Source organism: Bacteroidales bacterium, from assembly GCA_035299085.1.
Lineage (GTDB): Bacteria > Bacteroidota > Bacteroidia > Bacteroidales > UBA10428 > UBA5072.
In genome coordinates this window covers 1-23,785 of record DATGXG010000022.1, presented here as the reverse complement: position 1 = coordinate 23,785, position 23,785 = coordinate 1, and the positions used below count along the sequence as shown (strand labels likewise).

17 protein-coding genes are annotated in these 23,785 nt (G+C 41.6%); 9 read left to right on the top strand and 8 right to left on the bottom strand.

The features are described 5' to 3' along the window. Window positions 1-8 precede the first annotated feature (8 nt). A complete protein-coding gene (locus VK179_06095) occupies window positions 9-3,017 on the bottom strand; it encodes a TonB-dependent receptor (GenBank protein HLO58292.1) in 3,009 nt (1,002 codons plus the stop codon). A 382-nt stretch (window positions 3,018-3,399) separates the two neighbouring features. On the opposite strand from VK179_06095, the gene VK179_06090 reads away from it, so the two are divergent. Both VK179_06090 and VK179_06085 read left to right on the top strand, forming a co-directional pair. Then, window positions 3,400-3,804: a DUF1573 domain-containing protein gene (locus VK179_06090; protein ID HLO58291.1), complete on the top strand. Its 405-nt coding sequence runs from the start codon at window positions 3,400-3,402 to the stop codon at window positions 3,802-3,804. A gap of 107 nt (window positions 3,805-3,911) precedes the next feature. Next, window positions 3,912-4,460, top strand: a complete 549-nt coding sequence (locus tag VK179_06085) for a TIGR00730 family Rossman fold protein (protein ID HLO58290.1) — start codon at window positions 3,912-3,914, stop codon at window positions 4,458-4,460. Between the two features lie 73 nt (window positions 4,461-4,533). Here VK179_06085 and VK179_06080 read toward each other — a convergent pair whose 3' ends face one another. Beyond that, on the bottom strand, window positions 4,534-6,924 hold the full coding sequence (locus tag VK179_06080) for a TIM-barrel domain-containing protein (protein ID HLO58289.1): 2,391 nt from the start codon (window positions 6,922-6,924) through the stop codon (window positions 4,534-4,536). Window positions 6,925-6,949: 25 nt separating this feature from the next. Continuing rightward, window positions 6,950-8,248 carry an alpha-L-fucosidase gene (locus VK179_06075; GenBank protein ID HLO58288.1) on the bottom strand — a complete coding sequence of 433 codons (1,299 nt, stop codon included), beginning with the start codon at window positions 8,246-8,248 and terminating at the stop codon, window positions 6,950-6,952. A gap of 186 nt (window positions 8,249-8,434) precedes the next feature. Between VK179_06075 and VK179_06070 the strand changes: the two genes are divergently transcribed. After that, entirely contained in the window at window positions 8,435-9,859 is a 1,425-nt protein-coding gene (locus VK179_06070) for a Do family serine endopeptidase (GenBank protein HLO58287.1), read from the top strand. A 131-nt stretch (window positions 9,860-9,990) separates the two neighbouring features. Continuing rightward, window positions 9,991-10,851, top strand: a complete 861-nt coding sequence (locus VK179_06065) for an RNA polymerase sigma factor RpoD/SigA (protein ID HLO58286.1) — start codon at window positions 9,991-9,993, stop codon at window positions 10,849-10,851. Window positions 10,852-10,899: 48 nt separating this feature from the next. On the opposite strand, the gene VK179_06060 is transcribed toward VK179_06065, so the two are convergent. The 5 genes from VK179_06060 to VK179_06040 form a co-directional block, all read right to left on the bottom strand. After that, window positions 10,900-11,631 (bottom strand): DUF6090 family protein, encoded by a 732-nt coding sequence (locus tag VK179_06060; protein HLO58285.1) that lies wholly within the window; start codon window positions 11,629-11,631, stop codon window positions 10,900-10,902. Between the two features lie 155 nt (window positions 11,632-11,786). Next, a complete protein-coding gene (locus VK179_06055; GenBank protein HLO58284.1) occupies window positions 11,787-13,913 on the bottom strand; it encodes a Tex family protein in 2,127 nt (708 codons plus the stop codon). A 149-nt stretch (window positions 13,914-14,062) separates the two neighbouring features. Next, window positions 14,063-14,785 carry a head GIN domain-containing protein gene (locus tag VK179_06050; protein ID HLO58283.1) on the bottom strand — a complete coding sequence of 241 codons (723 nt, stop codon included), beginning with the start codon at window positions 14,783-14,785 and terminating at the stop codon, window positions 14,063-14,065. Between the two features lie 70 nt (window positions 14,786-14,855). Continuing rightward, on the bottom strand, window positions 14,856-16,388 hold the full coding sequence (locus VK179_06045; protein HLO58282.1) for an ATP-binding protein: 1,533 nt from the start codon (window positions 16,386-16,388) through the stop codon (window positions 14,856-14,858). 10 nt (window positions 16,389-16,398) lie between these two features. Then, a complete protein-coding gene (locus tag VK179_06040; protein ID HLO58281.1) occupies window positions 16,399-18,171 on the bottom strand; it encodes a PAS domain S-box protein in 1,773 nt (590 codons plus the stop codon). Window positions 18,172-18,378: 207 nt separating this feature from the next. On the opposite strand from VK179_06040, the gene VK179_06035 reads away from it, so the two are divergent. From VK179_06035 to VK179_06015, 5 genes are read left to right on the top strand one after another with little or no spacing between them, the layout of a single operon-like run. After that, window positions 18,379-19,629, top strand: coding sequence for a tetratricopeptide repeat protein (locus VK179_06035; GenBank protein ID HLO58280.1), 1,251 nt, complete (start codon window positions 18,379-18,381; stop codon window positions 19,627-19,629). 16 nt (window positions 19,630-19,645) lie between these two features. Then, a complete protein-coding gene (locus tag VK179_06030) occupies window positions 19,646-20,512 on the top strand; it encodes a hypothetical protein (GenBank protein ID HLO58279.1) in 867 nt (288 codons plus the stop codon). Then, window positions 20,451-22,016 carry an NAD(P)H-hydrate dehydratase gene (locus VK179_06025; protein ID HLO58278.1) on the top strand — a complete coding sequence of 522 codons (1,566 nt, stop codon included), beginning with the start codon at window positions 20,451-20,453 and terminating at the stop codon, window positions 22,014-22,016. Before VK179_06030 ends, VK179_06025 begins: the two co-directional genes overlap by 62 nt. After that, complete coding sequence (locus tag VK179_06020; protein HLO58277.1) at window positions 22,003-23,088, top strand: DUF4831 family protein; 1,086 nt, start codon at window positions 22,003-22,005, stop codon at window positions 23,086-23,088. The genes VK179_06025 and VK179_06020 overlap by 14 nt, the downstream gene beginning before the upstream one ends. A gap of 57 nt (window positions 23,089-23,145) precedes the next feature. Beyond that, window positions 23,146-23,667: a DUF255 domain-containing protein gene (locus VK179_06015; GenBank protein HLO58276.1), complete on the top strand. Its 522-nt coding sequence runs from the start codon at window positions 23,146-23,148 to the stop codon at window positions 23,665-23,667. Window positions 23,668-23,785 lie beyond the last annotated feature (118 nt).

Below are 23,785 nucleotides of genomic sequence, written 5' to 3'. Positions count from 1 at the left end.
TAATCCTGTTAAAATGTTACATTAATACCCGCTGTAATGCCTTTAGCCTGGGGTGTAGAATAATACTCAACACCCTGCTGAACATTGAGAGAGGTTTGACTTCTGCTGGTGCCAGTGCTCGTAACTTCAGGATCGAAACCATCATACCCGGTGATTGTAAGGAGATTAAGACCTGAGGCATAAACACGCAACTTCTGGATGGAAAGTTTGCTGCTTATTGAGGTGGGCAAAGTATAACCGAGAGTAATATCTTTCAGGCGGATGTAACTTCCTTCTTCAATAAATCTTGAAGACATCCTGTTTCCGTTGCTGTATCCTAATCTTGCCTGGGGTACATCGGTAATGTCTCCCGGCTTTTGCCATCTTTTTAACTGATCTTTTGTCTGGTTATCAAGCCAGTTTGCATTGTCTGACATATATATTCCATGAAAACGGTACAGGTCGACATCAAAAACATACTGAAAGAAAACATTCAGATCAAAGTTCTTAAAAGTGAAATTATTGGATATTCCACCGAAATACTTCGGATTCGGATTGCCGACATCACGAAATTCTGCCTGTGCATAATCATTTGTTTTCTCACCGTTACTTGTATAATATAATGCATCCCCGTTGTCAGGATCTACACCTGCGTATTTTGGCATATAAAAGAATCCCAATGGTTTTCCTTCTTCTACACGACTCTGGCTAAAATTCATAGCCTCAACCAGTTTTGTTACCTTGTTTTCATTATAAGTAAAATTTATACTGATACTCCAAACAAGTGATTTTGAAACAGGGGTAGCATTCAGTATTACTTCAAGACCACTGTTTTTCATCTCCCCGACGTTTTCAAGAATATCGTTGTAGCCACTTGACATGGGGATGGAACGATTTAGAAGCATATTGCTCGTTTTTTTAATATAATAGTCTATTTCACCTGAAAGGCGGTTATTGAAAAACCCGTAATCAACTCCAACGTCAAGTTGAGTGGTTTTTTCCCAGCGCAGTTTAGGGTTACCTATCTGGAAAGCATAAAACCCGGTCTTTCCTGCATAGGGCTTTGTGTTGACGAGGCTCATATAACCATAATCGGGAATGCCCGCATTTCCTGTTTCGCCATATGAAATCCTGGGTTTCAGGAACGACAGCCATTTTACACCGGCCAGGAAAGGTTCCTGGGTTACAATCCAGCCTGCACTTACTGAATAGAAATTCCCGAAACGGGCATCTTCCCCGAAACGGCTTGAACCATCTCGTCTGAAACTAAGTGACAGCAGGTACCTGTCGAAATACTTATAGTTGGCTCGTGAAAAATAAGAAAGAAAGGTGGTTCTTGAGTTTGCACTGCCAAAGTAGGTGTTTTCAGCTGCCGCATCCAGATCAAGAAAATCATCCCCGGGGTATGTTTTACCACCCATGGTTCCCCTTGTATATTTCTCATCCTGGTATGATATTCCTGCTACAACATTGAGATTATGTTTATCTGAGAACGTTTTATCCAGGGTAAGGTAATTATCTACCATCAGATTGAGGTTTTGCACTATCCTGAATGAACCATATCCCGCAGGTTGACCGTCATCCGTTTTCGGGCTCAATCTTTCTTCCTCACGCTGATTGAAATTGTCAACACCAAAAAGAGAGGTATAGGTGAGCAGTCCTGGCAAAATGTGCAGGTTCGCTGAAAAATTGCCAAGTGTCCGGTTGCTGTTGTTTGTACTTGTATTGTATCGTGCTGCAAGTAATCCGTTAAAATAAATGGTATTAGGATTTGGTTCACCGTTAGTAAGATATGGAGCTGATAAAGGAGATTGGGCAATCAGCTGCATGGGTGTTGAGTAGGCATTGTCATTGGAGACCCTTTCAAGAGCCGTTTGCGAATAACTCAGCTTTGCAGAGATATCGAGGTACTTGCTAATATTCTGATCAAAATTCAGCCTGGCATTCAACCGTCTGAAATCGTTTTTAATTAGAATACCTTGCTGATCGGAATACGAAACTCCGGCAAAAAAACTGCTTTTGTCATTACCACCCGTAACATTCAGGAAAACATCCTGCGATATGGCATGCTTTCGGAACATATAATCCTGCCAGTCGGTATTGGCTGTATCTTCCGGCTGATAAAAATAATCTCTCAGGAATTTTTCACCATCACCGGGCCCGTATGCCGGATCGCCCCAGAACTCAGCATTTTCGCAAGCTTCACTGAAAAGTTCAATGTATTCCTTTGAATTAAGCATGTCAATTCTGTGTGTCTCATGGTTTGAGGAAACCGAATAACCCAGGTTTACATTGGACTTTGAATTCTTTTTTCCTGACTTGGTGGAAATCAGAACAACACCGTTTGAAGCCCTTGAACCATAAATAGCCGAGGCAGAAGCATCTTTAAGTACTTCTATTGAAGCTATATCATTGGGATCGATTGAAACAAGCGGATTCAATGGCTGATTGGAGGGATCGCCGAAATCCTGTGTAGTGATGATCATACCATCCACAACATACAATGGCTGACTGGTGGCACTTATTGATGATGTGCCCCTTACACGGATATTGAATGCCTCACCCAGTTTTCCAGAAGAATTTGTCATTAAAACACCGGGAGTTTTGCCCTGTAAAGTTGATTCAAAAGTAGGGGTCGGAATTTTTTGCAGATCATTACTGCTGATCTTGTCAATTGAACCTGTAAGTTCAGTTTTGAGCGATTTTCCATAACCGGTCACTATGACTTCACCCACTTCCTTAACATCGGGTTCCAAAATAACATCTATCGTCCGTCTTCCTGAAACGGGGATTTCAGATTTCAGGAATCCGATATAACTGAATACCAGGATTGCATCACTGTTTGCATTAACAGTGTATTTTCCGTTATTGTCAGTGCTGACTCCGTTGTTTGTCCCTTTCACAAGGATATTCACCCCCGGAAGAGTAGTCCCATCTTCGGAACTTGTAACAGTTCCGCTTACGGCAAATTGCTGGGCAAATGCCAGCTGAAACTGTGCTATTGCCAACAACACAGTTATAGTAATTAATTTATTCATAAATATATAGGGTTAAAAATTGCCATTAAAACCAGTAAAAATGGCTTACCCGGAAAAAGCTTGCCGGTTGGATTTTATGTCAGATTGGACCTAACTAACCTATTATAAACCCAAAATTTCTTTGATCCGGCAGAACTTTTTCCTGATTGTGAGTAAATTAAATACTTTTTCATATTGAATTCAAGAGTGGTTTGCCCGTTTCAGGGTTTCACCTTTCCGTTAACATAAACTGATTTTCAATTGACTTTCCGAATCGTCAAATTATCTTAATGTTTCCTGCCAGTAAGGTTCGGTGTTTAATATTTTTAACTAAATTTTTAAAACAATTCTGCAGAATAACCGTAACTTAGAGCGCTGATCACAATCAAAAATTTATAATAATATGAAAGCTAATAGAGTTTTTTCAATACTGTTTGCACTAATTGTAATGACAGCGGTTTCATTAAAAGCACAGGATGCTGCTCCGGCTGCCACTTCAAGTATTTCATGGAAAAATACAACCATCGACCTTGGCAAAATTGAAAAGGGCAAACCGGTATCTGTTGTTTTTGAATTTACAAATCCCAGTATGGTTCCGCTGGTACTTAACTCGGTAAGGCCTACATGCGGATGCACCGTGGCCGATTATACAAAAGAACCGGTTGCTCCCGGCAAAGCCGGTAAGATTACTCTTACTTATAATGCCGCATCTGTTGGTCCTTTCACTAAAAGCACTGTTGTAAGTTCAAACAGCGCTGACGGAAATGCCACTCTTATAATTAAAGGTGAAGTAGTGGAGAAAAACTAACCCTTCGACAAGCTCAGGGACCGAATTTGATCACGGACCGAATTTGGTCATGGTGACAAAAGAACCCGGCAGATAAACTGCCGGGTTTTTTATTTTATCTTTGACAAATGACTTCAATAAAAAGCATAGCTGTATTTTGCGGTTCTTCAACCGGCCATGATCCGGTTCTTATCAAAGACTCCCTGGATCTGGCAGCAGCATTTTGCGCCCATGATATTACCCTTGTATACGGAGGCGGCAATGTCGGTTTAATGGGCGTTCTTGCAGATGAAATGCTCCGTCTCGGAGGAAGGGTGATTGGTGTAATTCCTGAAAGACTGGTTGAAATTGAAGTGGCTCATAAAGGTCTGACCCAACTGCATGTGGTTAAAGGAATGCATGAGCGAAAGGCACTCATGACAAGTCATTCCGATGCATTCATGGTGCTGCCCGGCGGTATAGGCACTATGGAAGAATTCTTCGAAATATATACCTGGCAACAGCTTGGCTATCATCAGAAGCCAATTGCCATTTCCAATATAAACGGTTTTTACGATATCCTGATCAGCTTCCTGAAGACACTTGCGAGCCGTGATTTTGTAAAGCCAAGTCAGATTGACAGGTTGATCATTGCTGGTGATTCGGTGCAGGTACTAAATGCCCTTCTCAATAAATAAAAATGCCGCAATGCTTTATTGCGGCATTCTCACTGTATCGTAAATATTAACAAAGACGCGATAAATTGCGTCTCTACCTTTTCACTACCCTTAATGCTGATTTACCCTGTAATGGATTTGAAATCAGTTTGCCCGACTGATCAAAATTCAACTGATGAAGCACATTGTCTGAAGGTAGACAAATCAATCCCGAAGGCTTAACCTTTCCTCCCGAATATACATTCAGGTCAATTTTAGTCCAATCCATATCCATTGTGGATTGTGCCAGTTGTATTGTCGGAATCACAGCACCGTCCCTGACGAGGATAACGGCCTGTATTTCACCTGCAGTTATAGTATGCCATCCGGCTGAATAAGATTTACCCGTCTGAAAATCTATCCAGTTGCCACCCGGCAGGTACACATCCCTTGAAGTGGTGCTTTCGAAAAGCGGGGCCACAAGTATGTCGGAACCAAACAGGTATTCGTTTTCTATCTGCCATGCACCCGGGTCATCGGGATACTCAACAAAGAGCGCACGAACCATCGGAAGTCCTTTCTCTGTGCAGTTCTTTGCCTGGGCATAGATATATGGCATCAGTTTGTACTTCATTTCATCCACAACACGGAAATAATCATTGAAATTCTGACCGTATTCCCAGGGTTCTTTCGGAGGAGTTCCATGGCAACGACTGTGTGAAGTCAGCATACCAAATGGCAGCCACCTGCGGTAAAGATCATCCGGAGTTCTTTCCTGGAATCCGCCGATATCATGGCTCCAAAAAGCAAATCCGCTCAGACCGAATGAAAGCCCACCGCGTAATTCAGATTCCATGGCATTATTTGTAACCTCTGCGTCGCCACCCCAGTGAAGCGGGTAACGCTGGCTCCCTGCCCATGCGCTGCGGGCCCAAATAATATTTTCACCGTTGATTTCCTTTGTAATTTCTGCCACTGTTTTATTATAACGGAGAGGATAAAGATTATGCTCGTAGAAGCCGGTTTTTCCTGAGGCATAAATACCTTTCTGCGGTGCGGCTTCACCAAAATCCACCTTAATCGCACCAACTCCCATCTTCAACAATCCTCCAATTTTCTCTTGGTACCATGAAACGGTGGCCGGGTTTGAAAAGTCGAGAATAGCATCCTCATAAGGCGGATTTCCCTTGTCGTTTTTCACATACAGACCTTTATCAATTATTTCACTGAAAAGGCTGTTTTTCGGAACAAAATACGGGATCTGCCATAGTGATACATGAAATCCCTGGTTCTTCAGATCAGATAACATCTTTCCGGCATCGGTAAACCTTGAAGGAGCAAATTTGTAGTCGCATTGCCAGTCGGTTTCAAACCATCCCGTATCAAAGTGGATAACATCCGAAGGTATCCTGTTTTGCCTCAGCATGGCTGCCACCCGCCGGCCGTCAGCCTCTGAAAAATAGGTTATGCGGCTCATCCACAGCCCGAATGACCATAAAGGCGGCATTGACGGTTTACCGGTCAGGTTTGTATATTCATCAAGTATATCTTTAGGATCGCCCAGGAATACAAAAAGGTCAAGCTGGTCGTCACCAATCATGAGCGAGTTCACATTGCCGAAATATTTGCCAAAATCACACGTAATGGGTGATGACGTATGCATGAACATACCATATCCCCTGCTGCTCATGAAAAAGGGAATAGGTTTGTACATGGCCTCGTTTTCCACCCCATTGGCATCGTCGGTCCAGAGCACCACTTTCTGTCCCCTCTTATCAAGCCGTGTGAATGATTCTCCGCATCCGAAGATCTTTTCATCAGGAGAAAGTAAAAATGCCGCATTTACACTCCTTGAGTAATCGCCCGCCCTGCGGACAAATGAAAACGGCAGCTCAGGAATATATGCTGACGCCGAAAGATCACTTATATGAACGGTTCTTGTAAGAAAGTAACCGTTTTTATCACGGAATTCTATCGTCCAGGGGTTACTGCGGATCAGAACAGTTCCGTATTCGCCCGAATACAGGTATCCGTCTTTGGTACGCGTATATTTCCAGCTTTTTGTATCTACATTCGCCTGGCCATTTACAAGCATCAATGAAGGCTCCTGCTTTTTTGCCTCAAAACCGGTGGACGCTTTAATACGGATTGTCTTGGGAGAAACAAATTCAATTGAAAAGGGCAAAGCCGGTGATGCTGCATATTCGTTAGTCGGGAATTCATTTGCATTTACTTTTTTCAGCACTCCCATCATATTGTTGAAAGCCAACCGGGTAGAGTTTTCATAGCGCTCATATACAACTGTTCCCGAACCCTTTTGGGGATCAAAATCGGTAAGACTGTCGGCAACATAATAGGTATTGGTAAAATCATAAAAATCGCCGCTTATGTCATACGGTTCATTTAGGATATATTGGGGATGGCCGGGTTGTACAGGTACCTGTGCCTGCATTACAGCGCCGGTTGCAAACAGGCTGCAGGCAATAAAAAATCTGGTTATTGACATAGAATAAAAGTTTAAAGTGAATATATCAGGATTTTAAAGTGATCTCAAAAACTACATCAGGCATCGAAGGAAGGCCTTCGGGTATTTGAATAATTGTTCCCAGTTTGGTCTCAATAAAACTTACCTTTTGCTGGTTGTGAAACAGTTTAACCGATTGAATTTTTCCAATTGAAGGAATGAGCAATGTATTACCTTCAGAATTCAGAAGGTGAACGAAAATACGGCCTTCTTTCTCTGTTGTAACACCCCATGTTTTTGGTGTAACCGGTCCCTGCCGGGTTCCGTAGATGGTTTCACCAAACTGGTTCATCCAGTTACCAATTTTTTTCAGAGTGTCAACGAATTCAGGCTGGATTTTTCCGTTAGGCATAGGACCAACATTCAGCAAAAAATTACTGTTATATCCTGCTGCGCGAACAAGATACTGAATCAATGCACGTGAAGATTTAAAATTCTTATCCTGCAGGTTAAAACCCCATGAATAGTTCATGGTTTCGCAGGTTTCAAGGGGTAACGAACCAACCTTTGATTCGCCGCTGAAACCGGTTGTATTAAATCCGGGAAGGTCTTTTTCGAACATCTGGAAATCTTCCCCGGGTTTCGGGGCCTGGTGATGGTTGCTGCCGATCATACATCCGGGCTGGAGCCGGTGTATGAGACTGTAAGTTTCATCGAGCTGCCAGTCGGCATCTTTTTTATCCCACCATCCGTCAAACCATATTCCGCCAATTTGTCCATAGTTTGTCAGTAATTCTGTCAATTGGGCATTCATGAACTTCAGGTAATTATTCCAGTTACCGGATTCGGGTCTTCCTGCTGTTGAGCCGGTGTTACCGCGCGGATAATAGTCGTTCTGGTACCAGTCGAGTTGCGAATGATAGAAAAAAAGACGGATACCCTGCTTCTGACATTCATCTGCCAGCATTTTCAGAACATCTTTTTTATAGGGCGTTCTGTCCATGATATCCCAATCGGTTTGCTTTGAATCAAACATGGCAAATCCATCATGGTGCTTGCTTGTGATTACTATATACTTCATTCCGGCCTGTCTGGCAAGGGCCACCCATTCAGCGGGGTTATAGTCGATCGGATTAAAAAAGGCCGGCAATTTTTCGTAAGTTTTTTTATCAATTTGTTGTGTATTCATTACCCATTCGCCATCGCCAAGAACCGAGTATACACCCCAGTGAATGAACATACCAAATTTGGCGTCCTGGAACCATTTGCGGTTTGCAAGATTCTCTTCAGCAGGCGTATAGCCAGTCTGTGCATAAAATGAGGATAATATCCCTGCAAATAAAAACACAAAAAGTATTCTTTTCATATTTAAAGATTTTTAATAGAATTTATATGTTGTTGGGATGGTGTTAGTTAAATATTGTTAAACACGATTCAGGCAGTAACAAATGTCATAATTTTGATGTGAATAAACGAAACAAAAGGTATATTTTTTGTTTCATTTGTGTCGAGTTGATATAAAAATAAAGATAAAGAATAAAACATTTTGAAAATGAAAAGCAAACAAGTATTACTGGTTTTAATTGCCGCAATTATCGGTGGTTTGGTTTCAGTGTTTGGTTACTCGGCCCTTATTGATAATAAGGAAAAAACGATTATCCAGGAGAGAGAGCCTGTGAGTATGGTAAGTTTAAAAGCCGGAATTGACAGTTCTACTGACTTTACTTTTGCCGCTGAGAAAACTGTAAATGCAGTTGTCAATGTCAAAACACAGTCCACTGTGGAATACCGGAACCCGATTTATGAATTTTTCTACGGTGATAAATACCCGGGTGAGCAGGAGCCCGTTACAGGTATCGGATCAGGCGTAATTATTACGGCTGACGGTTACATTGTTACGAATAACCATGTGATTGAAAACTCTGAAAAGGTTACAGTTACCCTGAATGACAAAAGAGAATTTGAAGCCAAGGTGGTGGGTACCGATCATTCAACCGACCTGGCTTTGCTGAAAATTGATACCGAAGGCCTGCCGTTTATTACCTTCGGGAATTCCGACAACCTGAGGATCGGTGAATGGGTTCTTGCCGTCGGAAACCCGTTTAACATTTCATCCACAGTCACTGCAGGTATTGTAAGTGCCAAGGGAAGGAGCATGCAAATCATTGAAGACAATTACAGGATAGAGTCATTTATTCAGACTGATGCGTCTGTCAACAGGGGAAACAGCGGAGGTGCACTTGTTAACCTGAAAGGTGAAATGGTGGGTATCAATACAGCCATTCTTTCTCCAACCGGTGGAAATGTGGGTATTTCGTTTGCTATTCCTTCCAGCATAGTGGAGAAGGTTGTAAAAGACCTGATTGAATTCGGAACCGTCCAGCGCGGGATCATGGGTGTACAAATCCAGGATATCAGCGCCGAACTGGCAAAGAAGGAGAATCTAAGTGAACTCAACGGTGTATATGTTTCCGACGTAAATGAGAACAGCGCTGCACAGGAAGCAGGAATTGAAGCTGGTGATGTGATTACCGAAATTGAAGGTATTAAAGTAAAAAGTCCTTCAGAACTACAGGAGCTTGTAAGCCGCCACAGGCCGGGAGACAAGATTTCGGTAACGGTAAAAAGAAAAGACAAAACGAAACAATTTGAAGTGAAATTGCGTAATCTTCAGGGTGACACAAGTGTCGTTAAAGCAGGCACGTTCGAAACCATACTTGGAGCAAAGGTTGTTAATCTCACTGACCAGGAAAAGCAGAAACTTGGCATCAAAAACGGTGTTAAAGTTACCGATCTTCAGGAGGGCAAACTGAAGCAGGAAGGTGTAAAACCAGGCTTTATCATCACGCAGGTTAACAACACGCCTATTCAGTCAGTTGCTGAATTGGAGAAACTTGTAAATAATTTAAAAGGTGGTGTATACATAGAAGGGGTATATCCAAACGGTATGGTGGCGTATTACGCATTTGGACTGTGATAGCTTAGGAATAAATATTATTATAAAGGCTTGCAGTTCGCAAGCCTTTTTTTTTGAAAAATTTTTTTGATATTTTAAAAACCATTGAAATTGATAATAAATAACATAAATTCGCACAAATTTTCTAGGGAATGAGACAACTAAAAATTACAAAATCAATTACCAACAGGGAAAGTGCTTCTCTCGATAAATACTTACAGGAAATCGGCAAAGAAGAGCTTATCACAGTTGAAGAGGAAGTGGAGTTGGCGCAACGGATAAAGAAAGGAGATAAAAGTGCTCTCGAAAAACTCACCAGGGCAAATCTCCGGTTCGTTGTTTCTGTGGCTAAGCAATACCAGAATCAGGGTTTAAGTTTACCTGACCTGATCAATGAAGGAAATTTAGGACTTATTAAAGCTGCAGAAAAATTTGATGAGACAAGAGGTTTTAAATTCATCTCTTATGCAGTATGGTGGATCAGGCAATCAATCCTTCAGGCTCTCGCTGAACAATCAAGGATTGTGAGATTACCCCTGAACCAGGTCGGCTCTCTTAATAAAATTAACAAGGCATTTTCGAAATTCGAGCAGGAATATGAAAGGACTCCTACCCCCGAAGAACTTGCTGATGCACTTGAATTACCTAAGGAAAAAGTTTCTGATACACTTAAGGTTTCAGGCCGTCATGTATCAGTTGACGCTCCCTTTGCTGAAGGTGAAGACAACAGCCTTCTTGATATACTTATCAATCACGATTCACCAAAAGCCGACAAGAAGCTTATCAGTGAATCGCTCATGAAAGAAATTAACCGTGCCCTTGCCACTCTTACTGAAAGAGAAAGAGATATTATCAAATTCTTCTTTGGTATCGGTGTTCAGGAAATGACCCTCGAGGAAATCGGCGAAAAATTTGATCTCACCCGCGAAAGGGTTCGTCAGATCAAGGAAAAAGCCATCCGCAGGTTACGGCATACATCACGAAGCAAATTATTGAAATCCTACTTAGGATAACAAAAAACCCCGCAAACAGCGGGGTTTTTTGTTGCAATTTCCCTTTTCTTATTTCTCCTCTTTCTCAAGTTCCTCCTTAATGAGAGCCAGGGTTTCCTTTGCCACCTTGAGTGATGACCGGTACTGCTCCACCCTGCCGGCATTCTGTACATAAAATCCCGCAACCAGGTTCCGGTAGAATAAGCTTTTATAATAACCCGGCGTAACAATTTTCTGATCGATCAGATCAAAATTCGACATAAAAGATTTCATTATATCATCCTGAATATACTTCAGATACATGTCTTCATGAAGCCTTAACCCGGTATAGACTTCATTTAATTCTGCCAGTTTATTCCGTACCTTAATATTCTCTATAAGTTTAATGTCGCCGCTCACTACCATTGTGTTATAGGACAGCATTGACGATGTATAGAAAAGCATGTTGAACGCCAATCCACGATACATTGACAGCAAGGAATCATCCATTGAAGGTTCGTATTTTCTTAACATTCCTAATTGCACCCGGGTTACGCGAAGATGCTTTTCGGCATTCATCAGTGCACTGTCGAGTGATGCAGTATCCAGCGCAATTTCCGCTGCAAGGTTATTGTAATAATACAGCATCTTTTTATGCTCAGATCTTTTTTCTGACCAGCCTTCAATGCTTAAAGCAAGATAAATACTGACTATGATGGAGATTAATTCAAATAACTTTTCAAGGATCTTTTTGCCGGTACTCCGTTCGCCGGCAATTGTTTTTTTTACGGATGGCTTAAGCATCTCTGGAAAGGCTAGCATGGGTTAGCAGTTTTAGGGGTTTAGGGGTTTAGGGGTTTAGGGATTTAGGGGTTTGATATTCTTAAATCTTAAATCAGTGTTCGGTGTTGGTTTCATCCAGTATCCAGCATCCAGTATCCAGTATCAAGTATCCAGTATCAAGCATCCAGTATCAGTCACACTCCCTTCATACTCAGCTGAATTCGTTTTCTTTGTACATCCACTTCCAGCACTTTTACTTTCACATGCTGGTGCAGCTTAACCACCTCGGCCGGATTGGTAATAAATTTATCTGCCATTTGCGATATATGCACCAATCCATCCTGTTTAACTCCAATATCGACAAAAGCTCCGAAATTGGTTATATTGGTTACAATGCCCGGCAAAACCATGCCGATTCTGACATCTTCAATGCTATGTATTTCATCTGAGAATTCAAAAACCTTTATTGAGGATCTCGGATCCCGTCCCGGTTTGGCGAGCTCATTCAGTATATCTGTAAGTGTTGGTATTCCGACCTTATCATCCACATATTTTTTTATATCAATTTTCTTTCTCAGGCCTTCGTCTGCCAGCAGGTCAGTAACCGGATGGCTCAGATCAGTCGCCATCTTTTCAACAATATAATAACTCTCGGGGTGAACGGCGCTGTTGTCGAGTGGGTTTTTTCCCTCACGTATCCTGAGGAATCCTGCCGCCTGTTCAAAAGCTTTAGGGCCCATCCTGGGAACTTTTTTAAGATCTTCACGCGAATGGAATGTTCCCTGTTCTTTCCTGTACTCAACAATATTTTTAGCAAGCTGTGGTCCGAGTCCTGATATATAGGTAAGCAGATGCATGCTCGCCGTATTCAGGTCAACTCCCACGGCATTTACGCAACTTTCTACAACCTGGTCAAGTGAATCTTTTAAACGTCCCTGGTCTACATCATGCTGGTACTGTCCCACCCCGATTGATTTAGGATCGATCTTCACGAGTTCTGCAAGCGGATCCATCAACCGGCGACCGATTGAAACAGCTCCCCTAACCGTTACATCATAATCAGGAAATTCATCTCTTGCAGTTTTTGAAGCAGAATATACTGAAGCTCCTGCTTCACTTACAACGAATACTTTAAGATCACGCTCAAATTTTATATTCCTGATAAACGATTCCGTTTCGCGACTGGCTGTACCGTTACCAATGGCAATTGCCTCGATTTTATAAGAATTTACAAGCGTATTTATTTTTTTGGAGGCAATGGATGTTTCCTGTACCGGCGGATGGGGATATATCGTTTCATTGTGGAGAAGGTTACCCTGTGCATCCAGGCACGTCACCTTGCAACCTGTCCGGAATCCGGGATCTATGGCTAGTACTCTTTTCTGTCCAAGAGGTGGCGCCATAAGCAATTGTTTGAGATTTTCAGCGAATACTTTGATAGCCTGTTCATCAGCTTTTTCTTTTGCAAGCGAACGGAATTCCGTTTCAATGGACGGTTCAAGCAATCTTTTATAGGAATCCTTAATGGCGATGGCAAGCTGTTCGGCACAATCACCGGTGGATTTGATATATTGTTTCTCCAGTCGGCTTATCGTCTTCTCCTGTTCAGGCTCCACACCAACTCGCAGAAATCCTTCCTCCTCACCCCTCATCATGGCCAGTAAGCGGTGCGATGGACATTTGGCAAGAGGTTCAGCAAAATCAAAATAGTCACGGTATTTAATACCCTCTGCCTCTTTACCTTTCACCAGTTTTGAAGAAATCACTGCTCCCTGTGAAAATGCATTTCTCACAAGAACTCTCGATTGCTGATTTTCATTCACCCATTCAGCTATAATATCCCTGGCGCCCTGCAACGCTTCTTCTTCATCAGCAACTTTTTCGCCAATAAAATCGCGTGCAGCCAGTGAAAGATTTCTTTCAGCCTGTTTCACTATTTTATGGGCCAGCGGCTCAAGACCTTTTTCACGTGCCACCGATGCTCTTGTCTTCTTTTTAGGTTTATAGGGAAGATAAATATCCTCGAGTTCGGCAAGTGAAAAAGCAGCATCCAGCTTCTTCCTGATCTCATCAGTCATGAGTCCTTGTTCTTCAATGCTGCTGATAATGGATTCCCGCCTTTTATCAATATCGAGAAACCTGTTGTATTGATCACGAATATCAGTTATCTGAACTTCATCAAGACTTCCGGTGGCTTCTTTGCGATACCTGCTGATGAACGGAATGGTGGCTTTTGATTCAAGCAGTTTAAGGGTATTCTCTACCTGCCATGGTGCCAGATTATGATCAATAGCAAGTAAATGAACATATTTATTCTCCATAAAAGTTATCTACTGAAATAATATAATGCAATAAAGGTATAAAGTTCCTTTCAAACTTCATACCCCTGTTGTGGTAAGTATTGGTGTTCGGTGTTCGGTGTTCGTTTACCGATTACCGATTACCGATTACTGATTACTGATTACCGGATTTAATCCTTTTTATTGACTGATCCGGCGCTCGATGTATTGATTTCTTTTATGCTGGGATTGCCTTTATAACTGATATTTCCGGCACTACTCGATCTGAATCTCGCTTCATCGGTAACAAAAACACGAGCGCTTCCGGCACTTGAAACAGAGACATCGGCTATTTTGGCTTCCAGTTCATATGCATTCAGATCTCCAGCACTGCTGAGTTCAGCATTGAAGACCCGGGTATTACCTTTTAAATCGGCATTACCGGCACTTGAAATTGAGATACGGACTTCATCGGCTTCGACTTCAAATTTCAAGTCCCCTGCACTTGTCATGTCAATATCCAGTTTATCGGTTTTAAACCGGCTAAGTCCGGTAATATCTCCGGCACTCGATATTTCAATCTTTTCAAGGGTTTTACATACTATTTTAACCTTTTTAGTGCGTGCCAGCCGAATCGATTTATCCGAATAAATATTGAGCTCGTTGCCATTGACGTCGGTTTTTATCCATTGCTGCAGGTTTTCATCTGCTTCCACTTCAACCCGTTGAGGTTCGCCCTGGGTCAGGTATACATCGATTCCTGAGCTAACCTTTATAGCTGAGAATTCAGATAAATCGCGCGTTTGTGTAACTACATTGCCGTTCCCCGAAATTGAGTCAGGAAAATCAATAACACAGCTCTGAATGATTGAAAATGCAATGATGCAAAACAGAAGGAAAACTATTTTTTTCATGTTGTCAGGTTTATTAATACAAGTGATAAACTGGATCTTCATTTTGAGTAATATAGCATTAAATATACCATTAAATTCCTATTTTCCCAAGATTTTCGGGAAGCATGAAATTAAATACCGAACCCTTTCCGGGCTTACTTTCCACCCAAATTTCACCTTTCAGAAGTGTGATAAGTTCTTTGCAAATGGTGAGACCAAGACCTACTCCGCTGAACTGACGCGTAAAAGATTCATCGCCCCGCCTGAATATATCAAAAATGTACATCAGCTTATCCGGTTCAATGCCAATGCCTGTGTCGGTTACATAAAAATGCCATATGCCCGGATGGTTTTTCTGGCAACCCAAAGTCACCGATCCGTTGAACGTAAATTTAAAGGCATTATTCAACAGGTTTTTAAGTATCTGGAACAATTTTTCCCTGTCGGTTTCAATCATGTCATTCTCTGACCTGAGTGAAGCTATATCGAGATTAAATTGAATGCCCTGCCTGATTTTTGCGTCCTCAAGCACCTGAAAACTCAGAAACAAATCCTGCAATAACCCTGTAATTGAAAATGTTGTTTGGTTGATATTTGATTTACCGGAAACCAGTTGGGAGATCTCGAGCATCTCTTTTATTATTTCAAGCAATTGGTTGCTGCTAAGCAGGATAATATCAATGTAGCCGGATAACTGTTCATCATCGGAATAACCTCTCTGTATCATCTGGGCGAATCCCATGATGGCATTAAGAGGTGTCCTGATTTCGTGAGAAATATTCGCCAGAAAGGCCGATTTCAGTAAATCATATTCTTCGGCTCTTTTTCGGGCCACTTTGAGCTTTTCTTCAGCTTCTTTTCGTTCGGTAATATCATATGCTATCCCGAGCACTTTATATATTTTGCCATTTTCATCAAGCGTAGGAACAAAATAATAGATTACATAGCGAGACGCATGAGGATAGTTTATCAGACTTTCAATAACCTGGGTTTCGCGACTTGCGAAAGTTTTATAAAGTGCAGCAATATAACTTTCAGTAACCTCAGGCGGGAATATTTCCTCTTCTTTCTTCCCCACAGCATCACGAGGTTTAAGATTTGCAAGAGTCAGACCATATTCATTAATGTATTCGATTCTCCCTTCGTTGTCGTAAATCGTAAACGTAGATGGCAGATTATTGACAGCATTCCTCAGAAGAAGTTCCCTGCGGATCAACTCCTGCTGTGCCTTACGAATTTCCTTTCTTACCTGCGCATTTGAAAGTGCGCTTGATACACAGAGCGGCAATCGCCTGATATGTTCTTTAATTACATAGTCATCGGCTCCAGCCTTCATACAAAGTACAGCGGTTTCTTCGTTGGTTGATCCTGTAAGCATTATAAAAGGAATATCGGGAAAAAATTCCTTTTTTATATCCAGGGCTGTCATGCCATTGAATTCAGGCATAACATAATCTGACAGGATCAGATCGGGTTTAAATTCATTCAGTGCGGAAAGGTAGTCATCCTTGTTGTCAACCCTTTTACTGATTAGATCGGGATTTGTTTTCTGAATTTCATATAAAGCGAGTTCATAATCAGTGACCAGATCTTCAACAAATAGTATACGAAGTTTATCGGCCATATTATGAGATTTACCGGTTATCAGGCAGTGAAAAACTAAAAGTGGCCCCGTTTCCCTGCTCGCTTTGAGCCCACACTTTGCCACCGTGCTTTTCAATTATCCGCTTAACAAGAGCAAGGCCTACACCAGTTCCCTCAAATCCTTCGGCATTATTAAGCCGCCGGAAAACGCCGAACAGCTCATCTGCATATTTCATATCGAAGCCTGTGCCGTTATCCTTTATATAATAACATATTTCTTCATTATTTCTTGAACCTTTGATTTCGATCTCTGAACATTCCCTGTTCCCTGAAAATTTTACAGCGTTCGACAGAAGGTTGAGAAGCACCTGTTTCATTAATGAAAGATCTCCGTAAGCACCGGGCATTTCAGATATTGATGTTTTGATCTGCCTTTCGGGGTATAGCTGTTTTGTTTCCTCGATCATTGAATTGAACAGGGCATTCATATCAATATAAGTTATGGAAAGGGCATGCCGGCCTGTTTTGGAAAAACGCAACAAATCATCGATAAGCTGTCGCATACGGTCGGCATTGTTCCATACTTTACCAAGCATATTCTGACCTTCTGTATCCAGTTTGCTTTTATACTCATCGAGCAGAATCATAGAAAAACCGTTGATGGCACGCAGAGGAGCACGCAAATCGTGTGATACGGAATAAATAAATGCTTCAAGTTCCTTGTTTGCATTTTCAAGGCTCAGCGCATGTTCCTGCAGGCTCAGGTTCAGTTTTACAATTTCCTTTTCATGTTCTTTTATCTCGGCTGTGCGCTGCGCCACCCTGTTCTCGAGTTCATCAATATCCGTGGCGCTTCCGAACCACCTTAATATTTTACCATCACTGTTGCACGATGGCATTGCCATACAAAGATACCACCTGTAAATCCCTTCTTTCGTGAGGATCCGTAATTGAATCTGGTGTTGTCTTGCTTCATTCACAGCACTTTGCCAATATTTAGTTACTCGTTCCCTGTCGTCAGGATGAATAAAATCAATAGTAGCATTTTCACGGATGGGATAAAAACCAACAATTTCTTCAAAACGGGAATTTACAAAGTCAATATAGCCTTCTGCCGTTGCAGTCCAAACAATCAGAGGCACTGTATTTGTAATCATTTTGAGACGTTCTTCACTGGCTATCAAGGCCTTTTCGAATTGTTTCCGTTGTGTTATGTCCCTTACAACGGCCTGGAAGCAATTACTGCCCATAAGTTCCATATACCTCATGCTCACTTCTACAGGAAATCCGGTTCCTTTAGAAGTCATGTGAACGGTTTCAAACCTCAGGCCATTATCTGCTTTCACCTTTAGCAGCATTGCAGGAAAATCATCTCTTTCTTCAGGAATGCGGAGCATTTCAACCGTCATGCCCAATATATCCGACCTTGAAAAACCGTAAAGTTCAAGGGCTTTATCATTGACCTGGATTATGGTATGATCTTCGGTAAAAACTATAATGGCATCATTGGCAAACCGCGATAACATGGCAAACTGCTCGATTAACAAAAGCTTATCTTTTTCAAGTGCCGATAATTCATTTCGCTGCTTAAACCAGAAAAATGAAAAAGCAGTGTTAAAAGCCAGTATGATCAATCCGCTAAAGGCAATCATATAGGCTTTCAGTTTCACAATTTCAGCACCGGGATTCATAAGATTATCTAAAATCTGAGCTTTTTCGGTCCTGAAATATACATATGACAATGACAGAATAATGAAGTTGATTACAAGCAGGCTGAATAGGAATAGACCTGAGGACCTGAAATATCTTCCTTTTTTAAGCATGAAAAAATATCTTGAGAATAAGTTTCTACCTCAAAAAACTTTGTTTGCAGGGGCAATGGTTGGCAAATCTCTGTTAAGTCCTCTGAATTATCCCTCAATTATTAACCCCATTAAAAATAACAAATAATTCTCTACGATCATTCAATGAGTGGGATCAGTCTCAATTTTTTTTCATAATATTAGCATGATTCATTAAACACAATTACTATGGCAAAAAAGAATACCCGTATAGTTGCAGTCATCGCTGTTCTCGTTCTCCTGGTTTTTGGCGGATTGGTTATCCGCAAACCTTTGTCAACCAATATGATATTGAAGGGATCCGCGTATTTTGATCAAAAGGAATATGCGAAAGCCTATGAGCAATTCAAAAAAGCAGCCTTTCTGAATAAATCTCCGGCTGCCCTTAACGGGTTGACAAAATCTCTTTATTACCTTAACCGGTATGATGAAGCCCTGAATTATGCCAACGCATCTCTTCAAATGGATAGTGTTACTTCCGATGCAAAGTTTTACAGGGGGCTTATCGAAATCAAACAACAAAAGCCTTTATTGGCAGTAGCCGATTTCAATGCCGTGCTTAAATCCGATTCAACCAATGCACAGGCATGGTATCATCGTGGTTTGGCAAAAGCTGCTCTCCTTGATTTTGCGGGTTCGGTTTCCGATTATCGCCAAGCCATGAAACTCGATAAGGATAATATTGAGGCTTATTTGAAAAGTGTAGAAGCCAATTCGGCAATGGATGATTTCAAGGGGGCAATTGCTGATTACGATAATTTGCTTAACGTGGATCTGAATAACAAAGAGGCTTATGCCAGCAGAGGCTATCTGAAACTCAATATCAACGATTTCGATGGTGCCCTGACCGACTTTAATCATGCACTTGAACTCGGACCGGGCAACCTGGATGTAATCTTCAACCGGGGATCTGCCTATGCACGAAAAGGTATGGCAGATGCTGCACTGAAAGATTTTTCACAATGCATAAATAGTAAATTCAAGGTAACTGAGTCCCTAAATAACCGCTCTATCATATATCTCGGCCAACAAAACGCCAATGCGGCTTTAAAAGATCTGAAGGAACTTCAGAAACTTAAACCGGACGACGCCGGTGTTTATCTGAGCCTCGGTGTGGTAAGCTCAATGAAACAGGATTACAAGGGATCAATTCCTTTATATGATAAAGCAATTGCCCTGAATCCACAATACACCGAAGCATGGTTTAACAGGGGTGTTTCAAAAGGTAACCTGGGAAGACACCAGGAGGCAGTCATTGACTATACAAAGGCCATTGAACTGAATAAAAATTATGCAATCGCCTATTATCTTCGGGCTGTTTCAGAAATTAACCTGAATAAATTGACTGAGGGCTGCGAGGATTTACAAAGGGCAAAATCACTGGGGTATAAAGCCGCAGATGAGCTGATTGCCATCCATTGTACCGGTAATAAGAAATAACTTAACTGTCACATTTATGGTACACAAGTTGAAATTTTATTTACCTGCTGCCTTACTGATCCTTTCTGTATTTAAGGGCATGGCAGCTGACACCATCAGAATCAACATCACCAATAAGCATATTTTAAATGCCGAAGGTAAGACTACCGGCTATACAACTATTAAACAACAGTTCATTTCTCCGGATGATGTTTTTTTCAGGGAGGTTAACTATGATGATAAAACCGGACAAATTTCGAATTACGTTTTCCGCTTTTTCAAGGATCATAAGCTATTTAGTGAGGAATGCTATAATTCACACGATAGCCTGCTTTATATAATAAAACACAGCTATAGTCCGGATGGAAATGAGATTTTGCTCGAGAAGCTGATTCCGGGTAAAAATCATTCTCTGGTTCTTCAGGAGAAAACGGTTACCGGTTTTGATAAAAACAAAAGGATCATTTCCGAGAAAAAATACTTTGGTACAAGTGCCGGTTCACTCAGCCGGTATAACTATGACGCCAACGGTTTGTTGATCAAACGCAAAGATACCTATAAACCGGCAGCGAATGCATCTGTAAAACAAGAATCGAAGCAGTATTCTTATAATGATGATCACACCATCAAGCAGGTGATCATATCCGGAACAGACAATGCAGGTAAAAAATATTCAGCTCATGAAGACTATACTTATTTAAATAACGTGCAGTCAACAGTGAAGAATATCGGCGCTGATGGCAAAGCAACAGGCGAAAAGACATACAAATACCTTGAATCAGGCGCCCCTAGTGTTTATGAAGAACGAGATGCCACAGGCAAAGTTGTATTGTTATTAGAGTATGATTACAGAAAACATTACATGGAAACAGGAACTCAGAAAAGTTTCTATGAAAGTTTTTAGTACAAAGGAAATACACGAAATAGACTCATATACCATTCAACATGAGCCGGTGTCTTCAGTTGACCTGATGGAAAGAGCTGCTCTGGGTTGTGCCGAATGGATCATTAATCGTTTAAAAATTGAAACGCCCCTGCACATATTCACCGGTCCGGGCAATAACGGAGGAGATGGATGGGCTCTGGCCCGGATTCTGAGTGAGAAGGGCTTTGGAAACATAGTTCTTTATCCTGTATATATTACTGATACCCTTTCGCCGGATTCACAGGTTAACCGGGAGCGTTTGATAAAACAAGGGAAAGTTATTATTCATGAAATCAGGACCAGGGAAGAATTGCCTGTGATTTATCCGGATTATGTAGTTATAGATGGGCTCTTTGGCTCGGGTTTATCAAGACCTTCCGAAGGATTTGCATGTGAAGTCATTCAACATATTAATCATTCGGATGCCAAAATAATTTCAATTGACATTCCCAGTGGTTTGTTTGGAGAAGATAACCGAAATAACGGCTCATGCATAATTCATGCAAGCCATACGCTATCTTTTGAATTTCCTAAAAGAGCTTTTTTCTTTGCTGAAAATGAAATTTACACTGGCAAATGGGAAATTATACCACTGGGACTTCATAAGGATATCATCAATGAAAAGTTAACACCCTGGTTTTATATCCGGGAAGAGGATTTAAGGGGAACCATACGAAAACGAAAAGTATTTACTCATAAAGGAACCCAGGGACATGCACTGCTTGTGGCCGGTTCATATGGGATGATGGGTGCTGCCATTCTTGCATCCAGGGCCTGTATGAGAACCGGTACAGGACTGGTCACCTGTCATGTTCCGAGGCAAGTTTATCCTGTTATTCAGACAGCAGTGCCGGAATCCATCTTCAGTATAGATGACGATGAAATGTACTTCAGCAAGGCTCCGTCGGTTGGAAAGTATTCTGCGATCGGAGCCGGACCAGGCATCGGAACAAATAAGGTTACTATTGCCGCCCTGGCGGATCTTATAAACAGCTCAAAACCACTGGTTCTTGATGCCGATGCACTCAATATTGTGGCATCGGAATTCTGGATTGGCCGTCTGCCCGAAAATACAATTATTACTCCTCATCCGGGTGAATTTGACCGGTTGACAGGTAAATCACAAAGCGGATTTGAAAGGAATGAAAAACAAATTGAACTTTCGGTAAAACATAGAATTATTATTGTTTTAAAAGGTGCCTATTCATCAGTATCTTTGCCTGACGGCAGGTGTTTTTATAATAGTACCGGAAATCCTGCCATGGCAACAGCAGGTGCCGGTGATGTACTAACCGGTGTAATTCTGTCGTTATTAGCTCAGGGCTACAAACCTGAAGATGCTGCCATTGCAGGAACATTTTTACATGGTTTGGCCGGTGATATTGCGGTTTCATCCATGGGAAGTGAAACCATAATTGCATCGGATATTGTTGAACAACTTGGCCGTGTATTTAAATTAATATTGAAAGATGAAAAGTTTTAGGATTGTTTTTGTGACCATAATTTCAGCGGGATTAGTGTGGGCCTGCGCAACTGTAAGCAACCTGTCGGTTACTAATATGAATAACGGAGAAACGGCACAGGCCGGCTCCTTCGTTTACTCCTTACCTGTTACGGTAATCGATGTATCGGTTCAGGCCGAAGAGATCATTATTAATCCCGGACCTTATGCCCGTTTTGCCCAAAAATACCTGGGAATAAAGGATGCTCCCATGAAAAACGAAAAAATATTCAATATCAGGTCCGTATCTATTGGAAATCACCTTGAGGCAGATCCCGATTTCATTTATTCGCTTTCAGGACTTGAAAATCCTTATTCTTTCACACAAATTTCAAATTTGTTAAAGGACAGCCTGATCCTGTCAGTTCCGCGGTTCTCTGCCAATGTTAACAAGTCGTATTCTTACCCGGGAAACCAGGGTGATGTATTATTTAAAGATCTTTCCATCAGGAGAAATTTTGAAGCTGAAAAAGATGTGGATGTGAGTACCGTTATGCCTGATTCAGGCGCCCGGCCTCAGACCCGCATCACAATGAAAGAAAAGACTGTTGAGCAAAAGGCAGAGGAAGCCGCTGATTTTCTGATTAAACTTAAGAAAAGGCGCTTCAAGCTGGTTGCCGGTCAGTATACCTATATGCCTAACGGAGAAGCGATGGCTTCGGCATTGGCTGAACTGTCACGCCTTGAGCAGGAGTATCTTTCGCTTTTCACCGGTAAAAAAACAGTGATTCCAATGAGCCGTACCTTTTATTATATGCCGGACCCGGGAAAAACATCTGACCGTCCGGTCCTGTTCAGGTTTTCACAAACCGAGGGATTCCTCGATTCAAGGGAAACAGCAGGTATTCCGGTTATTCTTGAACTGGAAGCCTCTCATAAACTAAAAGAGATGGAGTCTTTCAAAATAACTTCTAAAATACAACCCAATACGATTCCATACCGGATACCGGATCAGGCCCGTATAAGACTTATGGCAGGAGAACAATTGTGGGCAGAAGCCATTTCGCCTGTGTACCAATACGGAGTGCCCGTTTCACTTACAGTAAATCGTTAGTATGATGGAACAATTTTCTAATTTTGACGTTATAATTTTGTGTCATCCATTGATTATATGAGAACATATTTCATCATTTTCGTCCTGGCCGTTTCTTCATTTGTTGCATCCGCACAATCTCCGGTAAAATGGTATTCGATTGAAGAAGCATTTGAACTCACCAAAAAGGAGCCCAGGAAGATAATGATTGATGTATACACCGATTGGTGCGGATGGTGCAAAGTTATGGACAGCAAAACATTCAGCAACAATACAATAGCTGATTACATCAATTCTAATTTTTATGCAGTTAAGTTCAATGCCGAACAAAAGACCGATGTTGTACTTAATGGTAAAAGTTATAAATATGTTGCCAGTGGAAACCGGGGTTATAATGAACTGGCCGCTGCTCTTCTGAACGGTCAGCTCGGTTATCCTTCAGTTGTATTCCTGGATGAACAAACCAATATGATACAGCCAGTTCAGGGGTACATAGAGGCAAAACCCTTCGACCAGATTATTAAATTCATTGGCGGGAATGCTTATAAAACCACTAAGTGGGAGGATTTCCAGGCAAGTTATGTAAGTCCGATTCAATAACACTTCGCTGTTTGATCGCTTCGCTGTTTGATCGCTTCGCTGTTTGATCGCTTCGCTGTTTGAAGGCTTCGCCGTTTGAAGGCTTCGCCGTTTGAAGGCTTCGCCGTTTGAACTAATT